This window comes from Aeromonas sp. S19(2024) (assembly GCF_041402625.1).
In the GTDB taxonomy this organism is placed as follows: domain Bacteria; phylum Pseudomonadota; class Gammaproteobacteria; order Enterobacterales; family Aeromonadaceae; genus Aeromonas; species Aeromonas caviae.
The window spans coordinates 15,816-34,576 of the sequence record NZ_JBGLQU010000017.1; the positions used below are offsets into that span (position 1 = coordinate 15,816).

At 63.1% G+C, this 18,761-nt stretch carries 12 protein-coding genes; 3 read left to right on the forward strand and 9 right to left on the reverse strand.

Translation table 11 applies throughout. The annotated features are described in order from the left end of the window. Window positions 1-141: 141 nt before the first annotated feature. Window positions 142-2,136, forward strand: a complete 1,995-nt coding sequence (locus ACB037_RS20230) for a methyl-accepting chemotaxis protein (RefSeq protein WP_039040120.1) — start codon at window positions 142-144, stop codon at window positions 2,134-2,136. Window positions 2,137-2,198: 62 nt separating this feature from the next. On the opposite strand, the gene ACB037_RS20235 is transcribed toward ACB037_RS20230, so the two are convergent. Together ACB037_RS20235 and ACB037_RS20240 are read right to left on the reverse strand one after the other, a co-directional pair. Next, the gene (locus ACB037_RS20235) at window positions 2,199-2,612 is read right to left on the reverse strand and encodes a hypothetical protein (RefSeq protein ID WP_010675902.1); all 414 of its coding nucleotides are present in this window, start codon (window positions 2,610-2,612) and stop codon (window positions 2,199-2,201) included. A gap of 130 nt (window positions 2,613-2,742) precedes the next feature. Further along, window positions 2,743-3,744, reverse strand: a complete 1,002-nt coding sequence (locus ACB037_RS20240; RefSeq protein WP_039040121.1) for a sensor domain-containing diguanylate cyclase — start codon at window positions 3,742-3,744, stop codon at window positions 2,743-2,745. A gap of 386 nt (window positions 3,745-4,130) precedes the next feature. Between ACB037_RS20240 and glnK the strand changes: the two genes are divergently transcribed. Together glnK and ACB037_RS20250 are read left to right on the forward strand one after the other, a co-directional pair. Then, a complete protein-coding gene (gene glnK / locus ACB037_RS20245; protein WP_010675904.1) occupies window positions 4,131-4,469 on the forward strand; it encodes a P-II family nitrogen regulator in 339 nt (112 codons plus the stop codon). A gap of 25 nt (window positions 4,470-4,494) precedes the next feature. Then, window positions 4,495-5,736: an ammonium transporter gene (locus ACB037_RS20250; protein ID WP_042864817.1), complete on the forward strand. Its 1,242-nt coding sequence runs from the start codon at window positions 4,495-4,497 to the stop codon at window positions 5,734-5,736. Window positions 5,737-6,326: 590 nt separating this feature from the next. Here the strand turns inward: ACB037_RS20250 and ACB037_RS20255 are convergent. The 7 genes from ACB037_RS20255 to ACB037_RS20285 all read right to left on the reverse strand — a co-directional run bounded on the left by ACB037_RS20255 (window position 6,327) and on the right by ACB037_RS20285 (window position 18,736). Continuing rightward, window positions 6,327-7,898, reverse strand: a complete 1,572-nt coding sequence (locus tag ACB037_RS20255; protein ID WP_371175812.1) for an ATP/GTP-binding protein — start codon at window positions 7,896-7,898, stop codon at window positions 6,327-6,329. After that, window positions 7,891-9,987 carry an exodeoxyribonuclease V subunit alpha gene (gene recD, locus ACB037_RS20260; RefSeq protein ID WP_371175813.1) on the reverse strand — a complete coding sequence of 699 codons (2,097 nt, stop codon included), beginning with the start codon at window positions 9,985-9,987 and terminating at the stop codon, window positions 7,891-7,893. The genes ACB037_RS20255 and recD overlap by 8 nt, the downstream gene beginning before the upstream one ends. Window positions 9,988-9,995: 8 nt before the next feature. Next, window positions 9,996-13,622, reverse strand: a complete 3,627-nt coding sequence (gene recB / locus ACB037_RS20265) for an exodeoxyribonuclease V subunit beta (RefSeq protein WP_371175814.1) — start codon at window positions 13,620-13,622, stop codon at window positions 9,996-9,998. Then, complete coding sequence (gene recC / locus ACB037_RS20270; protein WP_371175815.1) at window positions 13,622-16,978, reverse strand: exodeoxyribonuclease V subunit gamma; 3,357 nt, start codon at window positions 16,976-16,978, stop codon at window positions 13,622-13,624. Before recC ends, recB begins: the two co-directional genes overlap by 1 nt. Before the next feature lie 232 nt (window positions 16,979-17,210). Then, the gene (locus ACB037_RS20275; protein ID WP_010675909.1) at window positions 17,211-17,603 is read right to left on the reverse strand and encodes a DoxX family protein; all 393 of its coding nucleotides are present in this window, start codon (window positions 17,601-17,603) and stop codon (window positions 17,211-17,213) included. An 83-nt stretch (window positions 17,604-17,686) separates the two neighbouring features. Next, on the reverse strand, window positions 17,687-18,373 hold the full coding sequence (locus ACB037_RS20280) for a pirin family protein (RefSeq protein ID WP_010675910.1): 687 nt from the start codon (window positions 18,371-18,373) through the stop codon (window positions 17,687-17,689). Window positions 18,374-18,403: 30 nt separating this feature from the next. Next, entirely contained in the window at window positions 18,404-18,736 is a 333-nt protein-coding gene (locus ACB037_RS20285) for a hypothetical protein (RefSeq protein ID WP_043154978.1), read from the reverse strand. Window positions 18,737-18,761 lie beyond the last annotated feature (25 nt).

Here is an 18,761-nt window from a genome sequence, read left to right on the forward strand (position 1 = left end):
CCCCAGTTTTTTCACCTTTTCCTGCCTGGCCGCATCATGTTATGTGAGCGATAACAAACGTTTCACTTTCGAAATAAATCATAATGGTCCCTCACACAACAGACGCGGGCACGATCCCGGACACAGTGGACAGGAGTCGTTATGGGATGGAATCTGGGCACAATCAAGGGGCGCTATACCGCCGTTTTTCTGGGCTTCATGGCGCTGGTGTGCGCCCTGACGGTGATCGGCATCCAGATCTGGATCACCCCCGCCCTGCAAAAAGCGGGGGAGGAGAACGTGGCGCTGCGAGTCGGCGAGATAGCGACCGACATCCGTGACCAGCTCAACGGGGTGCAGACCCAGTCGCGCAGCATCACCCAGCTGGTGGCACAACTGCCGAGCGAGCAGATAGATGCCCAGCTCCCGGCCCTCATCGACCAGTACGGCAACGGCATGGTCTTCGGTGGCGGCATCTGGCCCCTGCCGGACAAGCGGGAAGCGGGACGCGCCAAGTTCAGCACCTTCTTCCACAGGGATGCGTCCAACGCCCTCATTCCCAACACCTACTGGAACTCGGCAGAGGCGCCCAACTATTTCGATCAGCCCTGGCACAAGGCCGGTCAGCAGGCGCCCCGTGGCGTCTGTGCCTGGGCCGCCGCCTACAAGGATGGCGCGAGCCAGCAGCCGAGAACCAACTGCGCCATGGGGATCTACCAGGATGGCGCCCTCTACGGGGTGTCGACCATAGACGTCACCCTGGGCTTCTTCAACGACCTGGTGGCCAAGAAAGAGCAGGAGATCGGCGGTCAGGTGATGATCATCGAGGCTGACGGCAAGATCCTGAGCCGCAACGCCCGTCTGACCGGGGATGTGGTGCTCGGCAACCTCTCCGCCCACGCCGACTATCCCTTCGCCCTCGCCATCAGCGGCCTGCTGGGCCAGGATGCGAGCAAGGGGCAGCTTCGCACCACCTTCCAGGATCAGGGTGAGGAACAGACCCTGCTGATGGAGGCCATCGAAGGGACCCCCTGGCTGCTGGCCGCCGCCCTGCCGACCCGCACCCTGACCCAGGACAGCCGGGATGTGCTCGCCACCCTGGCGAGCATCCAGCTCCCCCTGGCGGGGCTGCTGTTCGTGCTCATGGTGCTGGCCATCAGCCAGCTTGGCAGCCGCCTGCAGACCCTCAAGCTCAACATCGACGCCCTCAGCGCCGGCGACGCCGATCTGACCGCCCGCATCCAGGTCAAAGGGCATGACGAGCTGGACAACATCGCCCTGTCGGTCAACCGCTTCATCGCCTTCCTGCAACAGATGATGGTGCAGGTGACCGCCGCCACCGACCTCATCACCCGCGAGCTGGCCCAGCTCGATCAGCAGACCGGGCAGGCCAGGCGGATCCTGGGAGAACACGCCAGCGAAACCGATCAGGTCGTCACCGCCCTCAACGAACTCAGCTCCACCGCCGACAGCGTTGCCCGCCACGCCAACGACTCCGCCAGCTTCACCGAGGCCGCCAACGGTCAGGCGGCCAGCTCCCGCAAGGTGGTGGGGTCAGCCTCCGCCAGCGTGGTGGCCCTCATCGACGAGGTGGATCTCGCCGCCGCCAAGGTGCTGGAGATGCAGGAAGATGCCCAGCAGATCGGCAGCGTGCTCGGGGTGATCGGCGGCATCGCCGCCCAGACCAACCTGCTGGCGCTCAACGCCGCCATCGAGGCGGCCCGGGCCGGTGAACAGGGCCGGGGCTTCGCCGTGGTGGCCGACGAGGTGCGCGCCCTCGCGGCACGCACCCAGAACAGCACCGCCGAAGTGGGCAGCATGTTGTCACGGCTCACCCAGGGGGTCGCCGAGGCCGTGGTCGCCATGGAGCAGACCAAGCGCAGTTGCCAGGCGGCGGCCGACACCACGGGGCAGGTCACCGGCGGGCTCGACACCATGGCCGACGCCGTGGTGCAGATCCACGATCTCAGCAGCCAGATCGCCACCGCTGCCGAGGAGCAGAGCCGGGTGACCGAGGAGATCAACCGCAACATGGTGAGCATTCGCGACATGCTGAACCTCCTGGTGGAGAACGGCGGCAACACGGAGCAGAGCGCCGCCACCCTGCTGGGGTCCAATCGCCAGTTGCTGGCACTGGTGCACCGCTTCAAGGTGTGAGCCTGAACGCCAGGCAGCAAAAAGGGGCCCGCGGGCCCCTTTTTCATTCACTTTGCCAGGACTCAGGCCTTGTTGGCCAGGTTCAGGGTCTTCACGGTCTCGCCTTCGAACTTGATGACCACGTTCTTCTGGGCCACTTCGGAGTCTTTCAGCAGGGACTTGGTGGTCTCGGCCAGCAGCGGGGAGGCCTTGTTCAGTGCGTCCAGGTCATAGGTCCACACTTCCAGACCGGCGTCGGTCTTGGTGCTGGCCGGGGCGCCCAGCTTGTCCTTGATGGCCTGCTTGTTGGAGCCGCCTTCCTTGATGTCCAGGGCCTTCTTGATCGCTTCGTTGGAAGCGGTGTCCATGGCGTTGCCAGCCATCTCTTTGGCGGTGCTGGTGACGCTGCTGGTCACGGTGTCGGTCAGGGAATCCATCAGGCCGGCGTGGGCAACCAGAGGCAGGGCGGTCAGGGCAATCAGCAAGGACTTTTTCATGAAGATACATCTCGCAAGAATGAAAAGAGCGCGCATGAAACCAGCGGGATGAATTGGAGTCAAGAAAATCCCTTGGTCAAGCCGTATTCGGGGGGGAAAAGCCCCGTAGCGGCTCCGACCAGTGCCCTTGTCAGCCGCTGAGCTGGTCCTTGCCCGCCAGCTTGGCCCGGTAGAGCGCCCTGTCGACCCGCGCCATCAGGTGGGACACCTGCTCGTCGGGGTCGGACTCCACCAACCCGAAACTCAAGGTCACGGGCTCGATCCCCTTGACCCTGGCATGGCTCAGGCGCTGCCTCAGCTTTTCGGCCACCACCCGGGCGTCGGGCAACCGGGTATTGGGAAGCACCAGCATGAACTCGTCCCCCCCCCAGCGGGCCAGCAGATCGATCTCGCGGATGCAGCCCCGGGTCAGCTGCACGATATCGATCAGGGTCTGGTCCCCCACCCCGTGGCCATGGCGATCGTTGATCTGCTTGAAGTCGTCCACGTCCATGGCGATCACGGCAAAGGGCTCCTTGAAGCGCTTGGCGCGCTCATGCTCCAGCCGCACCGCCTGCTCCAGCCGATAGCGGCTGGCCGCGCCGGTCAGGGAGTCCGTCTCCGCCAGGCGGCGGTTCTCCTCCACCTGGAACTGCAATGCCTGGTTGAGCCGCTCCAGTTCGGCGGTACGCTGCGCCACCTGCTGCTCCAGGGTGCGGTTTTGCAGCTCCAGCCTGGCGTAGAGTTCCCGCTGGGCGTGGATGTTGCGGTGTGCCCCCACCATCCTGGCGACACTGCCGTCCGGGTTGCGTGCGACGATGCGGCCGCAATCCGCCACCCAGAGGTAGTCACCGTTACGGCAACGGCAGCGGTATTCGGCCCGGTAGTCCGCCGCCCGCCCGCTCAGGCAGGCATCAAAGCTCTCCATGACCTGCGCCAGATCGTCCGGGTGGATCAGGTTCTCCCAGGTGAAGACGGTGTTGTCGAGGGAGTGGGGCTCATACCCCAGCATCTGATACCAGCCGGGATAGCGATGGACATAGCCGGTGTTGGCATTCCAGTCCCAGAGACCGTCGCTCACGACCTCCAGCATGCCGCTCATCACGGCCTCGTCGAGGGCCGGTAGCCTTGTCATCTCATTGTCATGCAGCATGAAAACCTTCCTTGTTCTGCCACTCGGCGCCACGGATCCGCTTGTTGACCTGGCGGGAAAACCGGGCCTGCCGGTCGAGCCTTCAAGGGGGCGACTGGCCTCGACACCCCGTCATGACTGGTTATCGGCCAGGTTGCCCTCTTGTTGAACAACAGTAGCAGCCCACACACTTTCGAGTCTTGCGCGCCGTCACGCTCCCTTCCGTTCTTCTGCCGGCCAGATTGCACCACGGCGGTGCACACCTTTGGCGCAGCCCTGCCCATATTGGGCAAGCCTCGCTGACCAGGGCTGCGATTAATAAGTAAGTGTATGAATAAAAAGAAAAATACTTTTCTGGCGCAATATTTGCCTTTATCTGGGTGAACCACAAGGATTGGGGATATTGCATGAAATTAATCACCGCCATCATCAAGCCGTTCAAACTCGACGACGTGCGCGAAGCAATCGCCAACCTCGGCGTCGAGGGGCTGACGGTTTCCGAGGTCAAGGGGTTTGGCCGCCAGAAGGGGCACACCGAGCTGTACCGGGGTGCCGAATACCAGGTGGATTTCCTGCCCAAGGTAAAGCTGGAGATCGCCACCCTGGCCGACAACGTCGAGCAGATCATCGAAGCCATCAGCAAGGCCGCCCACACCGGCAAGATAGGTGACGGCAAGATCTTCGTTTATGACCTGCAGGCCGCCGTGCGCATCCGCACCGGCGAGACCGACGCAGACGCCCTTTGATACGACTGGAACTGAGGAATACGACATGGAAGAGTTGATCACATCCGTCAGCGAGCTGCGCTATGCACTCGACACCTTCTACCTGCTGATCTCCGGCGTGCTGGTCATGTGGATGGCCGCCGGGTTCGCCATGCTCGAAGCCGGCCTGGTCCGCGCGAAGAACACCACCGAGATCCTGACCAAGAACATCCTGCTCTATGCCATCGCCTGCATCATGTTCCTGCTGGTCGGCTACAACATCATGTACGTGGACAACAGCGCCGGCGGCTGGCTGCCGAGCTTTGGCAGCCTGATGGGCAGCCAGGCGGACGACGCGGGCCACTCCCTGCACTCCGACTTCTTCTTCCAGGTGGTGTTCGTCGCCACCGCCACCTCCATCATCTCAGGTGCGGTGGCAGAGCGGATGAAGCTCTGGTCCTTCCTGCTGTTCTGCGTGGTGATGACCGGCTTCATCTACCCCGTGGAAGGCTACTGGAGCTGGGGCGGCGGCTTCCTGAAAGAGGCGGGCTTCTCCGACTTCGCAGGCTCCGGCATCGTCCACATGGCGGGCGCTGCCGCTGCCCTGGCCGCCGTGCTGCTGCTCGGCCCCCGTCGCGGCAAATATGGCAAGCAAGGGGAGATCTACCCCATCCCCGGCTCCAACCTGCCGCTCGCGACCCTGGGCACCCTGATCCTCTGGATGGGCTGGTTCGGCTTCAACGGTGGCTCCCAACTGGCGCTCTCCAGCGCCGCTGATGCCACCGCCATCGGCACCGTGTTCGTCAACACCAACGCCGCCGCGGCCGCCGGTGTGGTCGGCGCCCTGCTGGTCAGCAAGCTCACCTGGGGCAAGGCGGATCTCACCATGATCCTCAACGGCGCCCTCGGCGGTCTGGTCGCCATCACCGCCGACCCGGCCTCCCCCAGCCCGCTGTTCGCCAGCCTGATCGGCGCCCTGGCCGGTGCCCTGGTGGTCTACGCCATCGTCGCCTTCGATCGCCTGAAGATCGATGATCCGGTCGGTGCCATCTCGGTACACGGCGTCTGCGGCCTGTTCGGCCTGATGGTGGTGCCCTTCTCCAACACGAGCGCCACCTTCGGTGCCCAGTTGCTGGGTGCTGCCACCATCTTCGGCTGGGTCTTTGTCGTCTCCCTCGTGGTCTGGAGCCTGCTCAAGGCCACCATGGGCCTGCGGGTCAGCGAAGAGGAAGAGATGATGGGTGTGGATGTCCATGAGTGCGGCATCGATGCCTACCCCGAGTTCGTCAGCGTCAAATCCAGCATCTAAGCACGCCATCTGCTTGCGGGGCCCGGGGGACACCTCGGGCCCCGTTTTTTTGGCGGCTCGGCGCCCCTGAAGGCAGGAGGACGGTTCGAGTGATGCCACTCTGCCACGCAGCCGGTGAACCCTATGCTTTGCCCCCTCCCCTTTTCAAGGGGAGGGCCGGGGTATGCCGTGCCGATTGACGGATGGGGCCATGACCCCCTCCCCGCCTCCCCCTTGGCAGGGGGAGGAGCAAACAAGCGGCCATTCAAAACATCGATGTGGCAGCCACGTAGGTTCGATTAGCGAAGCGTAATCGGACAGCGGTAACAGCATTGCTCCCTTCTCCCGTTTATTAAAAAGGAAGAGAAGGGCTGGGGATGAGGGGCAGGAAAAAGAGAGTTCGCGGTAAACGTTGGGCTTCGCTACGCTCCGCCACAACCAACACAATCGGTAGGTTGGTGCTAAGCCTGCGAAGCCTGCGAAGCCTGCGAAGCCTGCGAAGCCTGCGAAGCCTGCGAAGCCTGCGAAGCCTGCGAAGCCTGCGAAGCCTGCGAAGCCTGCGAAGCCTGCGAAGCCCAACATACAAGACAGAGGATATGTGTCGTGATAAATTAAATCCCCAACCCTTTCTCATCTAACCAATCACAAATTTCTTTAGTAAAAAAGGCCCATTCGTTTGAGTTTTCAAGCTCCATTAATACAATTGCCTTAACATTTCTATTCCCTGTCCGATTAATCATCTCATCAAAATATATGTGCCAATCATCATAACCTTGTATGCTCTTAGATATCACTTGAAGATCTCTAATTTTCTGTTCTTGGGTTTCCAAATTTTCAAACATCATCTTCAGGTTATATTCTGGTTTTCCTTTCTGACCTTCCGGAGGAAAGTGATTAATCTTAAACTCTTTGATCTTTCTAACAAGATCAATTCTGTCCTGCACTCTATCATCACCATTTAAATGTCTCTGACATTCGGAGACCCTATCTTCTACTGTGCGGCAAACATCACCATCCAAAACACAAATAGTGTTATCGATATTGTGCCCCATTATATGTTTACCAGACAAGACCGCAAAAGCATTAGACCATGCACCAAATTTCATAACCTTTACATAAGAATGAATGTTTCTTTTGTATATAAGATTCAAAACTATTTCTTCAGCCAGTTCATCCTCAACATAAATTTGAAATGGCTGCACAATTTCACCAGTTAGCTGGCTCATAACTTGTGGATTTGTATGAGGCATTGCTAAAACATTTTCTCCTGTATTGAGGACACCGAAAATGTTAACCACCTCATTAAAGTCAGATATAGTTTCCCTATGGGTAGAAAAAACCACCTCAATAGAATTTTCTTCTGCCCTTAAAACCACTCTCTCAATTAATCTCTTAAATGCAGCACCATGCAAGAGAACATCAATCTCATCAATAAGAAGCAGACCACCTTTAGAAAGTTTCTGACTATGTAATGCAGATAGTATGGTCAGCACTCGTTTTTCACCGGCTCCCATAGAGTGCTCGCTATAACTAATATCGTTATATGTGAGGCCAAACATTGTATGAATTTTACCAACCTTTTTAATAAAACAACTATTTAGACTTTGGTAGTTCCTGCCAAGAATATATACCATATCCTGCTTTATTTTATCTGCCGATTCATGAGCTAATGCTTCAGTCTCATATTCTCTATATCGACTGGCATTCTTATCCTCACTAAGAGTTGATAAATCTTGCAAGCCAATATAGGCTGATTCTCTTTCATATCGGCGACCATATATTGGTAACCAACGACCTTGCTTGGCACCAGGCTTTTTTATAAAAAGTTCTGAACGATGTACTTCTATTGCTCCAAGTTCACGGTGCATAGGATTGAACTCAGAATATGAGAAATCTACAAGAAACTTGCTACCATCCCATGTTGCATCTTTATTTGGGGTGAAAAAATGAGATAGCCTATTAAAATCTTTAGATGTTTCGTTACCTTTAGGTTTAAATGCACAAGCAAGAGCATGAATAATTGTAGACTTCCCTGAACCATTCACTCCAACAATTGCAGTAACCCGTTTTTCAGGATCAAACGTCAAAGTGAAGTTTTTGATTCCTTTTAAATTCCCAATAATTAATTTACACAGTCTAAAATTAAATCTTTGTAATTTCACCTTCCCATTCTTTTTAAGCATCTTTGTTTATTCCCTTAGAATAATATTTAATGTGATTCTCTCCCAACCTCTCCGCCAATCCGGAATAACGCTCGGTCTTTTTCCGCACGGCTTGGGCCAGCAGGGCGCGATCGCCGTAGAGATCGAGGCGGGCCTTGGCGCGGGTGATGCCGGTGTAGACCAGTTCGCGGGTCAAGAGCGGGCTGGGGCTGTCGGGCAGCACCAGCACGGTGTGGGCAAACTCCGAGCCCTGGGATTTGTGGATGGTCATGGCGTAGACCGTCTCATGGGGGGGCAACCGGCTGGGTAGCAGGGCCCGCAGGGTGCCGTCCGGCTGCTCGAACCACACCTTGAGGCGGCCGGTGTCATCGGGCAGGCAGAGCCCCATGTCGCCGTTATAGAGGCCGACCCCGTGGTCGTTGCGCACCACCATCACCGGGCGGCCCGCATACCAGTCGCCGTCACGCTGGATCAGCCCTGCCTTGGCGAGGGCCAATTCGAGCCGCTCGTTGAGCCCCGTCACCCCGAAGGGGCCGTCCCGCAGGGCGCAGAGGATCTGGAAGCCGTTGAACGCCTTGAACACCGCCGCCGGATCCTCTCCGGCCCGGGCCGCCTTGAGGTAGCTGCCATAACCGGCCACCCCCTCGGCAATCAGGGCGTTGTAAGCCTCCCCCGCCCAGGGGTGCAGGCGGATGTCGCCAAATCCTGCGCCCCAGACCGCCTCCACCGCCGCCCCGTCGCCGCTGTTGCAGGCGCGCGCCAACTGGCCGATGCCCGAATGCTGGTCAAAGCGCCAGCTCTTGGAGAGCAAACAGAGGCTGTCGCGCACGCTGGCCCCCGCTGGCGTGCCTTGCAGGCGATAGCCGGTCTGGCGGGAGAGCCAATCCGCCTGCGCCGGGCTGATGCCCTGCTCGATAAAGCTGCAGATATCCCCGAGCACGGCCCCCGCCTCCACCGAGGCGAGCTGATCCTTGTCGCCGAGCAGGATGAGGCGGGCGTGGCGGGGCAGCGCGTCCAGCAGGCGCGCCATCATGGGCAGGTCCACCATGGAGGCCTCGTCCACCACCAGCAGGTCGAGGTGCAGCGGGTTGCCTCTGTGGTGGCGGAACTGGCTGCGCCCGGGGATCACCCCGAGCAGCCGGTGCAGGGTGCCCGCCTCGGTGGGGATGGCCTGTACCCACTCGGGGGGCAGATCCAGGGCCTGCAGGGCAGCGCCGATACTCTCGGTCAGACGCGCCGCCGCCTTGCCGGTGGGGGCCACCAGCCGGATCGCCGGTGCCTTGCCCCCTTGCAGGCCGGTCTCCACCAGGATGGCGAGGAGCTTGGCCACCGTGGTGGTCTTGCCGGTGCCGGGGCCGCCGGAGATGACCGCGAAGGGGCGCGCCGCCGCCGTGGCCGCCGCCAGCTTCTGGCCGTTGCAGCAGAGCGCCTCGGGCACCAGGGTATCCAGCCGCTCCAGCTCGCTGGCCGCCTGGGCGCTCTTTAGCAGGGTCTCCACGGCGGGCCACTCCACCTCGTGGGGGAAGACCAGATCCAGGTACTTCTCCACAAAGTGGCGGACGGAGAAGTCCGGTGCGAGGCGGGCCTTGAGCAGGGCCCCGAACACCAGGCCGTAGTCGCGGGCAAAGAGGCGTGACAGGGCCGGGGCAATCTCCGGCCATTCGGCCCGTTCACTCAAGGCGCCAAGGTGGCGGGCCACCCCCAGCTCAAAGTCGTGGTAGCGGGTGAGGTAGAGGCGATCCCCCCAGAGTCGCAGGGGCCAGCGGGGGGTCTCCCCCTCCTCCTGTTCGCTCCCCACCAGGGGGCTGGCCGCAAAGAGGGCGGGCCAGCTCGCAGGATCCGCGAGATCCGCCAGCAGATCCCGGCTCTGATCCGGATCCAGCCCGAAGGGACGCGAGGATCCCTGCCCGTCACCGCCCTGAGCGAGCATCGCCAGCGGCAGGCAGACATGGCCGCGCCCCAGCTCATGGCAGGCGAGCGCGGCCCCCAGCACCAGCTCGGGGCTGCCGCCAAGGTCGGCCACCAGCCTGGCAAATTGCAGGTCAAGCTGGCGGATGCGCCCCGCCAGCGCCAAGGCTTTCAGCCGCTCTATCATGGTTTCGCCCTTCATCTCGCCCCTCATGCCTCTGCCTTGTTCGATTTCTCTAAACGATGATCGTCAGATGTCACACCTTTACTAAACAACTCGTCCAGCCCCAGCACCAGTTCCCGGCTGGGCCTGGCATGGAAAATGCCCCCCTGGGGCATGCCGCGCAGGAAGAGATAGAAGACCCCGCCAAAATGCCGGTCGAAATCGTAGCCCGGCAGCCGCAAGGCGAGCAGCCGGTGCAGGGCCAGCGAATAGAGCTGGTATTGCAGATCGTAGCGATGCTCGACCATGGCCCGCTCCAGGGCCGGGCGGCCGTAATCGGCGGGGCTCATGCCAAGGTGGTTCGATTTGTAGTCGAGCAGATACCAGCGCCCCTGCCACTCGAACACCAGGTCGATGAAGCCCTTGAGCATCCCCTGCACGGTGGCAAAACCGAGCGGCTTGCCGTCCCGCGACAGGGGGTCGTGCTGCTGGCAGAGTGCGGTCAGCGCCGGTGCCGTCACCCGCCCCATGGGCAGGAAGAACTCCAGCTCCACCTGTTTGCGCTCGGGGGCCAGATCCCGCAGCCGCACCGGATCCCCAAGGCCGGTCTCAAGGGGGGTATCCAGCACCGCCTCCACCTGCTGTTGCAGCACGGGGGCCCAGCCTTCGTCGAACCCCTCCTGGGTCAGCAGGGCGGCGATGTGCTGTGCCAGCGACTCGCCCTTCGCGTGCTCGAAGTCGATGGTCTCGAACAGGCTGTGGAGCAGGGTGCCGGGACGCGCCCCCTTGGGGAAGGTGAAGATGGAAGGGGCGGGCGCCTCCTCTTCCTGCACGGTGACGGCAGCCTCGGTGGCCACCTCGTCGTCGAAGCCGGGGTTGGCCAGCACCCCCTTGCCGTGGCCGTTGCCCTGGGCCGCGAGCCCGGAGTAGGAGCTGATCCACCAGTCCCGCTCAAGCTGCCCCTGGAACGCGCGCACGGTGGGCTCCCCCGGCTTCTCCGCTTCGGCGGGCAGCGGGGCCGGGCGGGTGAGCGAGGGCTCACCGACGGCCACCCCCGGCAGGGCCTGGGCCAGGTCGGTGAGGGCGGTCGCCAGTGTCCCGGCGTCCCCCTCCTCCCCCTTTTGCAGCAGGTAGCCGATGGCGGTGCGGTGCAGGTCGGTCTTCTCAGACTTGCCCGCCCCGGAGCGCACCGGCGCCAGCCCCAGCCAGGTGGCATAGACCCCCCGGGTCAGGGCCACGTAGAGCAGGCGCAAGTCTTCGGCGAGGCGCTCCTTGTCGGCCTCGGCCAGGGACTCCTCGGCGCCGGTGAGATCGAGCACGGTGCGATTGCCCGCCTCCCCCGTTTCGTGGAACAGGGGGGTGTCGGCGGCGCGGTGGCTGCAAATGAACGGCAGGAAGACCAGCGGGTACTCCAGCCCCTTGGATTTGTGGATGGTGACGATCTGCACCAATTTCCGCTCGGACTCCAGGCGAAGTATCTGCTCCCCGTCCTGGCCGTTGGGCTGGCTCACCGCCTCCCCGAGCCAGCGCAGCAGGGCGTACTCCCCGTCCAGCTCGCCGCTCGCCTGTTGCAGCAGCTCGCCGAGATGGAGGAAGTTGGTCAGCCGCCGCTCTCCGTAGGGGCTCGCCAGCAAGGAGGCGGCGAGGTTGCGCCCGTGCAGCAGGGCCCGCAGCATGGCCAGCACCCCGTGGCGATGCCAGACCGCGCGGTATCCCATGAACTCCTGCACCGCGCTCTCCCAGGCCCGCTCGTCAGAGGCCAGCGCGTCCAGGGCCCTGGCATCGAGATCGAACAGGCCGGTGGCGAGCGCCGCCCGCAGGCTTCGCTCATCGCTCGGGTTCTGGCAGGCGTGCAGGATCAGCAGGATCTCCCGCGCCTCCACCTGGGCCAGCACGCTCTCGCGGTTCGACAGATAGACGGAGGCGATGGCAAGGCGCGCCAGCTCCTGCTGCACCAGCTTGCCCTCGGCGCCGGTGCGCACCAGCACGGCGATATCCCCGGCCCTGACCGGCTCGCTGCCGAGCATCGCCTTGCCCTCCCGGGCCAGCGTGAGCAGGCGATGGATCTCCGCCGCCGTAGCGCGGGCCATCCTGCTCTGGTACTCCCCCTTGTTGAAGGTGGGCTGACCGGTGAGCTGCCAGCAGTGCAGTACGGGGGCGCTCTGCCCCTCGATCAGCAGTGCCCGACTCTTGCCCTGCGCCTCCACCGGCAGGAAGGGGATGTCCGCCTCGTAGATGAAGGGATCCTTCGCCCGCTCGAACAGGCCGTTGACCGCCGCCACCAGGGCGCGGCTTGAGCGCCAGTTGCGCCCCAGGGTGTAGTGGGCGCTCACATTTCGCCGCGCCTGGATGTAGGTGAAGATGTCGGCGCCACGAAAGCCGTAGATGGCCTGCTTGGGGTCGCCGATCATAAGGAGCGCCGTGTCCTGGTGACCGCCGTAAAGGCGATGGAAGATGCGGTACTGCTGGGGGTCGGTATCCTGGAATTCATCGATCATGGCGACCCGGTAGGTGGCGCGGATGCGCTCGCACAGCCGCTCCCCCAGGCCCGAGCCGAGCGCCCCGTCGAGATCCCGCAGCAGATCGTCGAAGGAGAGCTGATGGGCCTGGCGCTTGCTCTCCTGCATCCGGCTGCGCACCACCCTGGCCGCCCGCAGCAAGACGAGATCCCGGATGCCGGGTCGGCTCGCCAGCAGGGCGTCTATCTCGCCAAAGAGCGGCAGGGTGGGCACCGCTCCCCCCTTCTTGAGGTTCTCCTCCAGCACCTGCTGGCCGAAGCGCTCCAGCTCTTTGGGGAGGACGTAGCCGCTGGTCTCGTCCTGCGCCCAGTCGCCAATCTTGGCAAGCCAGCCCTCGTAGTTCTTGCCGGTGTAGCGGCTGATCTGCCCCTCGGTCTGGCGGCGGATCTCGTCCGTCTGCGCCAGCCACCCGGCTTTCACCGCCCCGATGCGGGCCATGGCGACGCTGTGCCGCGCCGCCAGGGTCTCGTCCCCCGCCACCGGGCGGATCTCCAGCTCGTCATTGTCGAGCCAGCTCCCCATCTCCCGCAGCAGGGCGGCGGGGCTCGGCCAGAGCCTTCGCACCGCCCGGGCCAGGGGCTGATCCACCGGATAGAACTCGGCGCGCCAGTAGTCACTCACCGCCTGCAGCCGGAGCCGGCTGTCGTCGGTCAAAAATTCGGTTTCAAAGAGGGCGCCCGACTCGAAGGCGTTCTGCCTGAGCATCCGCTGGCAGAAGCCGTGGATGGTGAAGACCGCCGCCTCGTCCATCTGCCGCTCGGCGGCCAGCAGGCGACGGGCCGCCAGGTCGTGATCCTCCACCTCCTTGAGCAGCCCAGCTAACAATGGGTCTTTGTCTTCATCGACGACCTTACCGCGCATAAAGGCGAGGCGCGCCTCGTGGATGCGGGCGCGGATCCGCCCCCTCAGTTCGGCGGTGGCCGCCTCGGTAAAGGTCACCACCAGGATCTCGGTCACCGACAGGGGCCGCTCGTGGGCACAGGGCTGACCGGCGCCTCCCCCCTCTTCGCCTGTTTGTTCGATAACCGGGCCGTGGCCCAGCAAGAGGCGCAGATAGAGGCCCGCGATGGTATAGGTCTTGCCGGTCCCGGCGGAGGCCTCGATCAGCCGCTCGCCATAGAGGGGGAAACGCAGGGGATTGAGCGGGTTAGCCATTATTGCAACTCCTCCAGCGCCTGATGGAGCGGGGTCAGGTGTTCACGGGCCAGCCCCTGCAACTGGGCCAGCACCTCGTCATCGAGTTCCGGGAAGCAGCGGGCGACATAGACGTCCTGCCCCTCTCCCGTCACCATGTAGCCGCCGTTGAAGCGGGCAAGTGCCGCCTTGTCGGCCTCCTCCGGCTTTGCCGGATCCTTCTCGATCGCCTTGAGCCACTCCCAGGCGGTGCTCGGGAAGAAGGGCAGCGGCCGCTTCATCCCCTGGGTCCAGAGGGCCACCAGGGCCGCCAACCTGGGCCGCGCCTCGTCCGCCGCAAGCCTTGGCAGCCGCAGACTCTGTTTGGCATCGAACAGCAGGGTGTCGCCGGGGGCGCTGCTCACTGAGAGGCAAAGGTGCTGGATCCAGGCCAGCAGCAGATCCTTGCCGTTGAAGCTGCCGGGTTTGACCACCAGCGCTCGTCCCTTCTGGGTGTCTATCCAGCCCTGAAGCTGCCCCTGGGCCAGGGCGATGTCGATCTCCACCGCCTGTTTGTCCCCCGTCCAGGGGCGCAGCCGCGCCGCCAGCTTGCCCATCTCGCCGTCGATCTCCTCCAGCAGCAGGCTGCCGAACCACCCTTGCGGCAGCAGGCCGGAGAGTTGCAGCCGGTGGCGACGGGCCTCGCTCTCCCCTTCGGTCAGATGGGCATCCAGCAGCAGCGCCTTGAGCTGATAGTGCTGCAGGCCGTCCAGCTCGAAGGGCTCGCTGTCTTCGATGGTCGCCTCCTCCAGCTCGAACCACACCTTGAGGCGGCGGTTGAGGAAGTACCTGGCGGGCTGGCGATAGAAGCGCAGCAGCTCCGCCAGCTCCAGCCCCTGCTCCCTGCCCCACTCCGCGGGCAGGGGCAGATCGCCGCTCTGGAAGTTGGCGGCCCCCCGCTCGGGGCTCAGGGCCGGCAGCCAGTCGGCGGCATAGGTGAAGAGACCGGAGCCGGGCTCGGGGTAAAAGTAGGCCGGGCTGTAGGGGGTGAGGGGGTGCGCCACGATCAGGTGTTCGAGCAGCCGCTGGCCCGCGGTGTCGTCGTCGAGATCTTCATCCCCCGCCAGCACGAAGCCCTGGCGTACGTAGTCGATGAGCTCCGCCAGCAGCACGGAGGGCACCTTCTCGCTGTTGTCCTGGACGCTGAACCCCTGATAGCTGATGTAGAGCCCCTGCTGGGCACTGAGGAGCGCTTCGAGGAAGAGGTAGCGGTCGTCATCCCGGCGGGATCGGTCCCCGCGCCGCGAGGCCACCGCCATCAGATCGAAGCCCATGGGAGGCAGGGTGCGCGGGTAAACGCCGTCGTTCATGCCGAGCAGGCAGACCTGGCGGAAGGGAATGGAGCGCATCGGCATCAGGGTGCAGAAGTTGACCTGACCGGCGAGGAAGCGCTGGCTGGAGCGGGACTCCCCCAGCACGCTGCCGAGGTAGTCCTGCAACAGGTCGGCACTGATGGCCTGCTCGAAGCGGGCCTCGCCGAGCTGGGCCTGCCAGTCGGTGAGCTGGCTGCGAATGAGCTGGAGCTGGCGCTCTTCATCCTCGTCGGCGAGATAGAAGCGCTCCAGCAGCGCCAGCAGGCAGGCGTGCCATTCGGCCAGCGGCTGCGCCTGTTGCAGCCTGGGCAGAAACTCCGCCAGGGAGTCGACGAACCAGGCGAGCTTGCCGAGGATCAGCCCCTGCTGACCCTCGATGTCCGCATAGGGCAGGATCCCCGCCACCGGCTCCCCGTCCCCCATGGCAAAGCCCAGCAGCATGCGCCGCAGGCCGAACAGCCAACTGTTGCCGGACAGACGCGGCAGCGCGAAGCGCTCGGGATAGTCGTCATCCAGCCCCCAGCGGATGCCGGTCTCCTGCACCCAGCGCCGCAGCACGTTGAACTCGTCGTCGTCCAGCTCGAAGCGGCGCAGCACGGCGGGCACCTCCAGGATGGCGAGCAGCTCCCCCGCCCCGAAGCGGGCGTTTGGCAGCCTGAGCAGGGCGAGGAAACTTTGCAGCAGCGGGCTCTCCTGGCTCGCCGCCCGATCGGAGATCGCAAAGGGGATCTGGCCGCGGGCCCCGCCCCGCCCCTTGCCGCCCTCCTTGCCAAAGACGGCCTGGATGTAGGGGCCGTAGCTGTTGACGTCCGGCATCATCACCACCACGTCTTTGGGGGTAAGGGTGGGATCCTGCTCGAACAGGGCCAGCAGCCGGTCGTGCAGCACCTCGAGCTCCCGCATGGGGCCGTGGCAGGCGTGGATCTGCAAAGTGCCGTCATCCAGGCTGACAGGGCTCTTGTGGTGGCTGGCGTCGAGACTGAACTCGCCGGCCCCCCGTTCCGCCAGCTCCAGCACGTCTTTCTGGATGGCCCGCAGCAAGGTGACCTTGCCCTCATCGTCGCGATCCTCGATGTCGACGAAGGCCTCGATCTGCGGCACCTCCAACTCCATCAGCTGGTGCAGGTAGTCGCGCCCCAGCTTGCCCATAGAGGCGAGCAACGGATTGGCGGGGCCCTGCAGGGTCTCGAGATCCGTGCCGGGCTTGAGCTTGTTTTCGAGGCGCGCCAGGGTCTTGCGATCGAGCAAATCCCCCCAGTAGTAGCGGCAGGGGTTGGTCACAAACAGGTGCACCTCCACCTCGGGGCGGCTGCCGAGGGCCAGCAGGGCCTCCACGTAGCGGGGCGGCAGGGCCGAGATGCCGAACACGAAGACCCGTTGCGGCAGCCTGCCCGGCAGATCCCGGGTGCGCTCCAGCTCGTGGATGAAGGCCTCGTAGAGGTTGGCGCGGTGGTAGCCGCTGGGGCTGAGGGCCAGGGTGCGGGCCACCAGCTCGCGCCAGAGCTCGGGCTGCCAATCCTGACCGCTCACCCCGGCCAGCTCCTGGCTCAATCCTTCCCCCTCTTCCCAGCGGGCGATCCAGTCCGGCCGGTAGACCAGATACTGGTCGAACAGATCCGCCACCTTCTGGCAGAGCTGCCAGAGCCGCACCTGCTCCGGCACCGCCCCGTCACTGCCCCCCAGATAGGCCGCGAGGGGCGCAAAGGCGGGTCTGCCGAGCAGAGTGGGCAGAATGGTCATCAGGTGCCAGCTCATGGCCCCCTTGTTGTAGGGGCTCTGGCGGGGCACGTCCGCCAGCACCCGGGTGAACATCTCCCAGATGAAACTCGCGGGCAGGGGAAAGTCGATGTTGGCGGCGATGCCGAACGCCTTGGCCAGCTCCAGCTTGAGCCACTGGGCCATGCCGGGACTCTGCACCAGGATCTGCTCCCGATCGAAGGGGTGGGAGAGCGGAGCCTGCCGGATGCGGCTCACCAGCAGCTCTTTGAGCAGATCCAGCTGATTGGAGTGGTAGAGGGTAAACATGGACGACTCCCGCCAATTTCATGAAGAGGGGGTGCGCGGGGGGACACTCTCTGGCATTCCCGTCACGGCACGCGAATCGGGATTGTCGGGGATCGGGGGATAAGATGCAAAAGGCACTTGTGGCGTCCGGACTGCGCGCCGTCACACCGATGGCATCCCTGGGAAGCGGGCACAAAAAAGCCGGTGCAGGGCACCGGCCAAAAGGCGTTGGAAAACTTGAAACGTCAGGGTATTACCAGTGCTTGCCGAGGCGGGCATCCAGGCTGAAAGCCCCTGCACCGGCCGCCGCCAGGGCCAGGAAACCACCGGCCACGGAGACGTTCTTCATGAACATCAGCATCTGCATCTGCTCGGCAGGCTGATAGTGGAAGATGAAGGCGGCCATCAGGGTGAAACCGGCCAGCAGCACGGAGAGGCTGCGGGTAAACAGGCCCAGCATGATGGCAAGACCGCCACCCAGCTCCAGCAGGATCACTAGGGGCAGCATGAACCCGGGCACGCCCATGGCTTCCATGTAACCCTGGGTACCGGCGTAACCGCCTATCTTGCCCCAGCCAGCCATCACGAACATCAGCGCCAGCAGTACACGACCCACCAGCAGTGCCACATCTTTCATCTTGTCCATCGTCATATTCCTTTGCTTACCATCATGGTATTTACAGTGTAAAAGCTAATTGTTAACTCATTCATTTCGCCAAGATTTTTCTATCAAGGCAGGTCAAACAGCAGGGCTTCACTCCCCCTGGAGGCGGTGAGCACCCAGCTCGACTCGTCGCGGCTGAGCAGCCCGTCGCCGGGTCGGGCAGCCAGACCGTTGCCGGTCAGCTCCCCTGAAATCATGTGCAGGTAACCATGACGCCCTTGCAATGCCCACTCGAGGGTCTCCCCTTCGGCAAGCTGCAGCCGCCATACGCGGGCCTGCTGGCGGATCCTGAAGGATCCCGCCTCACCGTCCGGTGACGCCACCAGCGTCATCCCGGGCTTGTTTTCAATCTTCTTCTGCTGATAACCCGGGGTCGTGCCGTGTTCATTCGGCTCGATCCAGATTTGCAGCAAGGAGAGCGGCTCGGTCTGCGAGGGGTTGTACTCGCTGTGCCGGATGCCGGACCCTGCGCTCATCAGCTGGAAATCCCCCGCCGGGATCTGCTCGGCGTGGCCGAGGCTGTCCTTGTGCTCTATGGTGCCTTGCAGCACGCAGGTGAGGATCTCCATGTTGGCGTGAGGGTGGGTGGCAAAGCCGCCACCCGGCGCCACCCGATCCTGATTGATGACCCGCAGGGCAGAGTGTCCCATCCATTCCGGGTCATAGTAGTGACCGAAGGAGAAGCTGTGACGGGCATCCAGCCAGCCAAAGTTGGCCTTGCCCCGTGCTTCTGCGGCTCTCAATTTCATCATGGTGTGCTCCTCACTGACCAAGTTGGTTCATTAACGCTGGCGACCGTCACCCAGACCGAAGGGGATGCGGTAGCTGCTGCTTTCGTTGCCCAGGCTCACCGTCAGCTTGCCCTGGGTGCGGCTCGGGATGGCGACCTGCTGGGTGCCGATCAGGTTGGCGTGGACGGAAGCCAGCAGATCACCGGACTCGTCGCGCACCTCCAGCATGGGGTTGGCCTTGCCGTCCATCGCGGCGGTGGCGCTCCAGTTGACGAACAGCACGCCCGGGGCGGCATTGAAGTCAGCGGGAACGGAAGCCTGGGCGGCACCTGCGGTCATCAGGCCTGCAACGGCCAGCATCTTGATTACGTTTTTCATGTTCATTCACTCTCTTGGGTTCTATGTCATT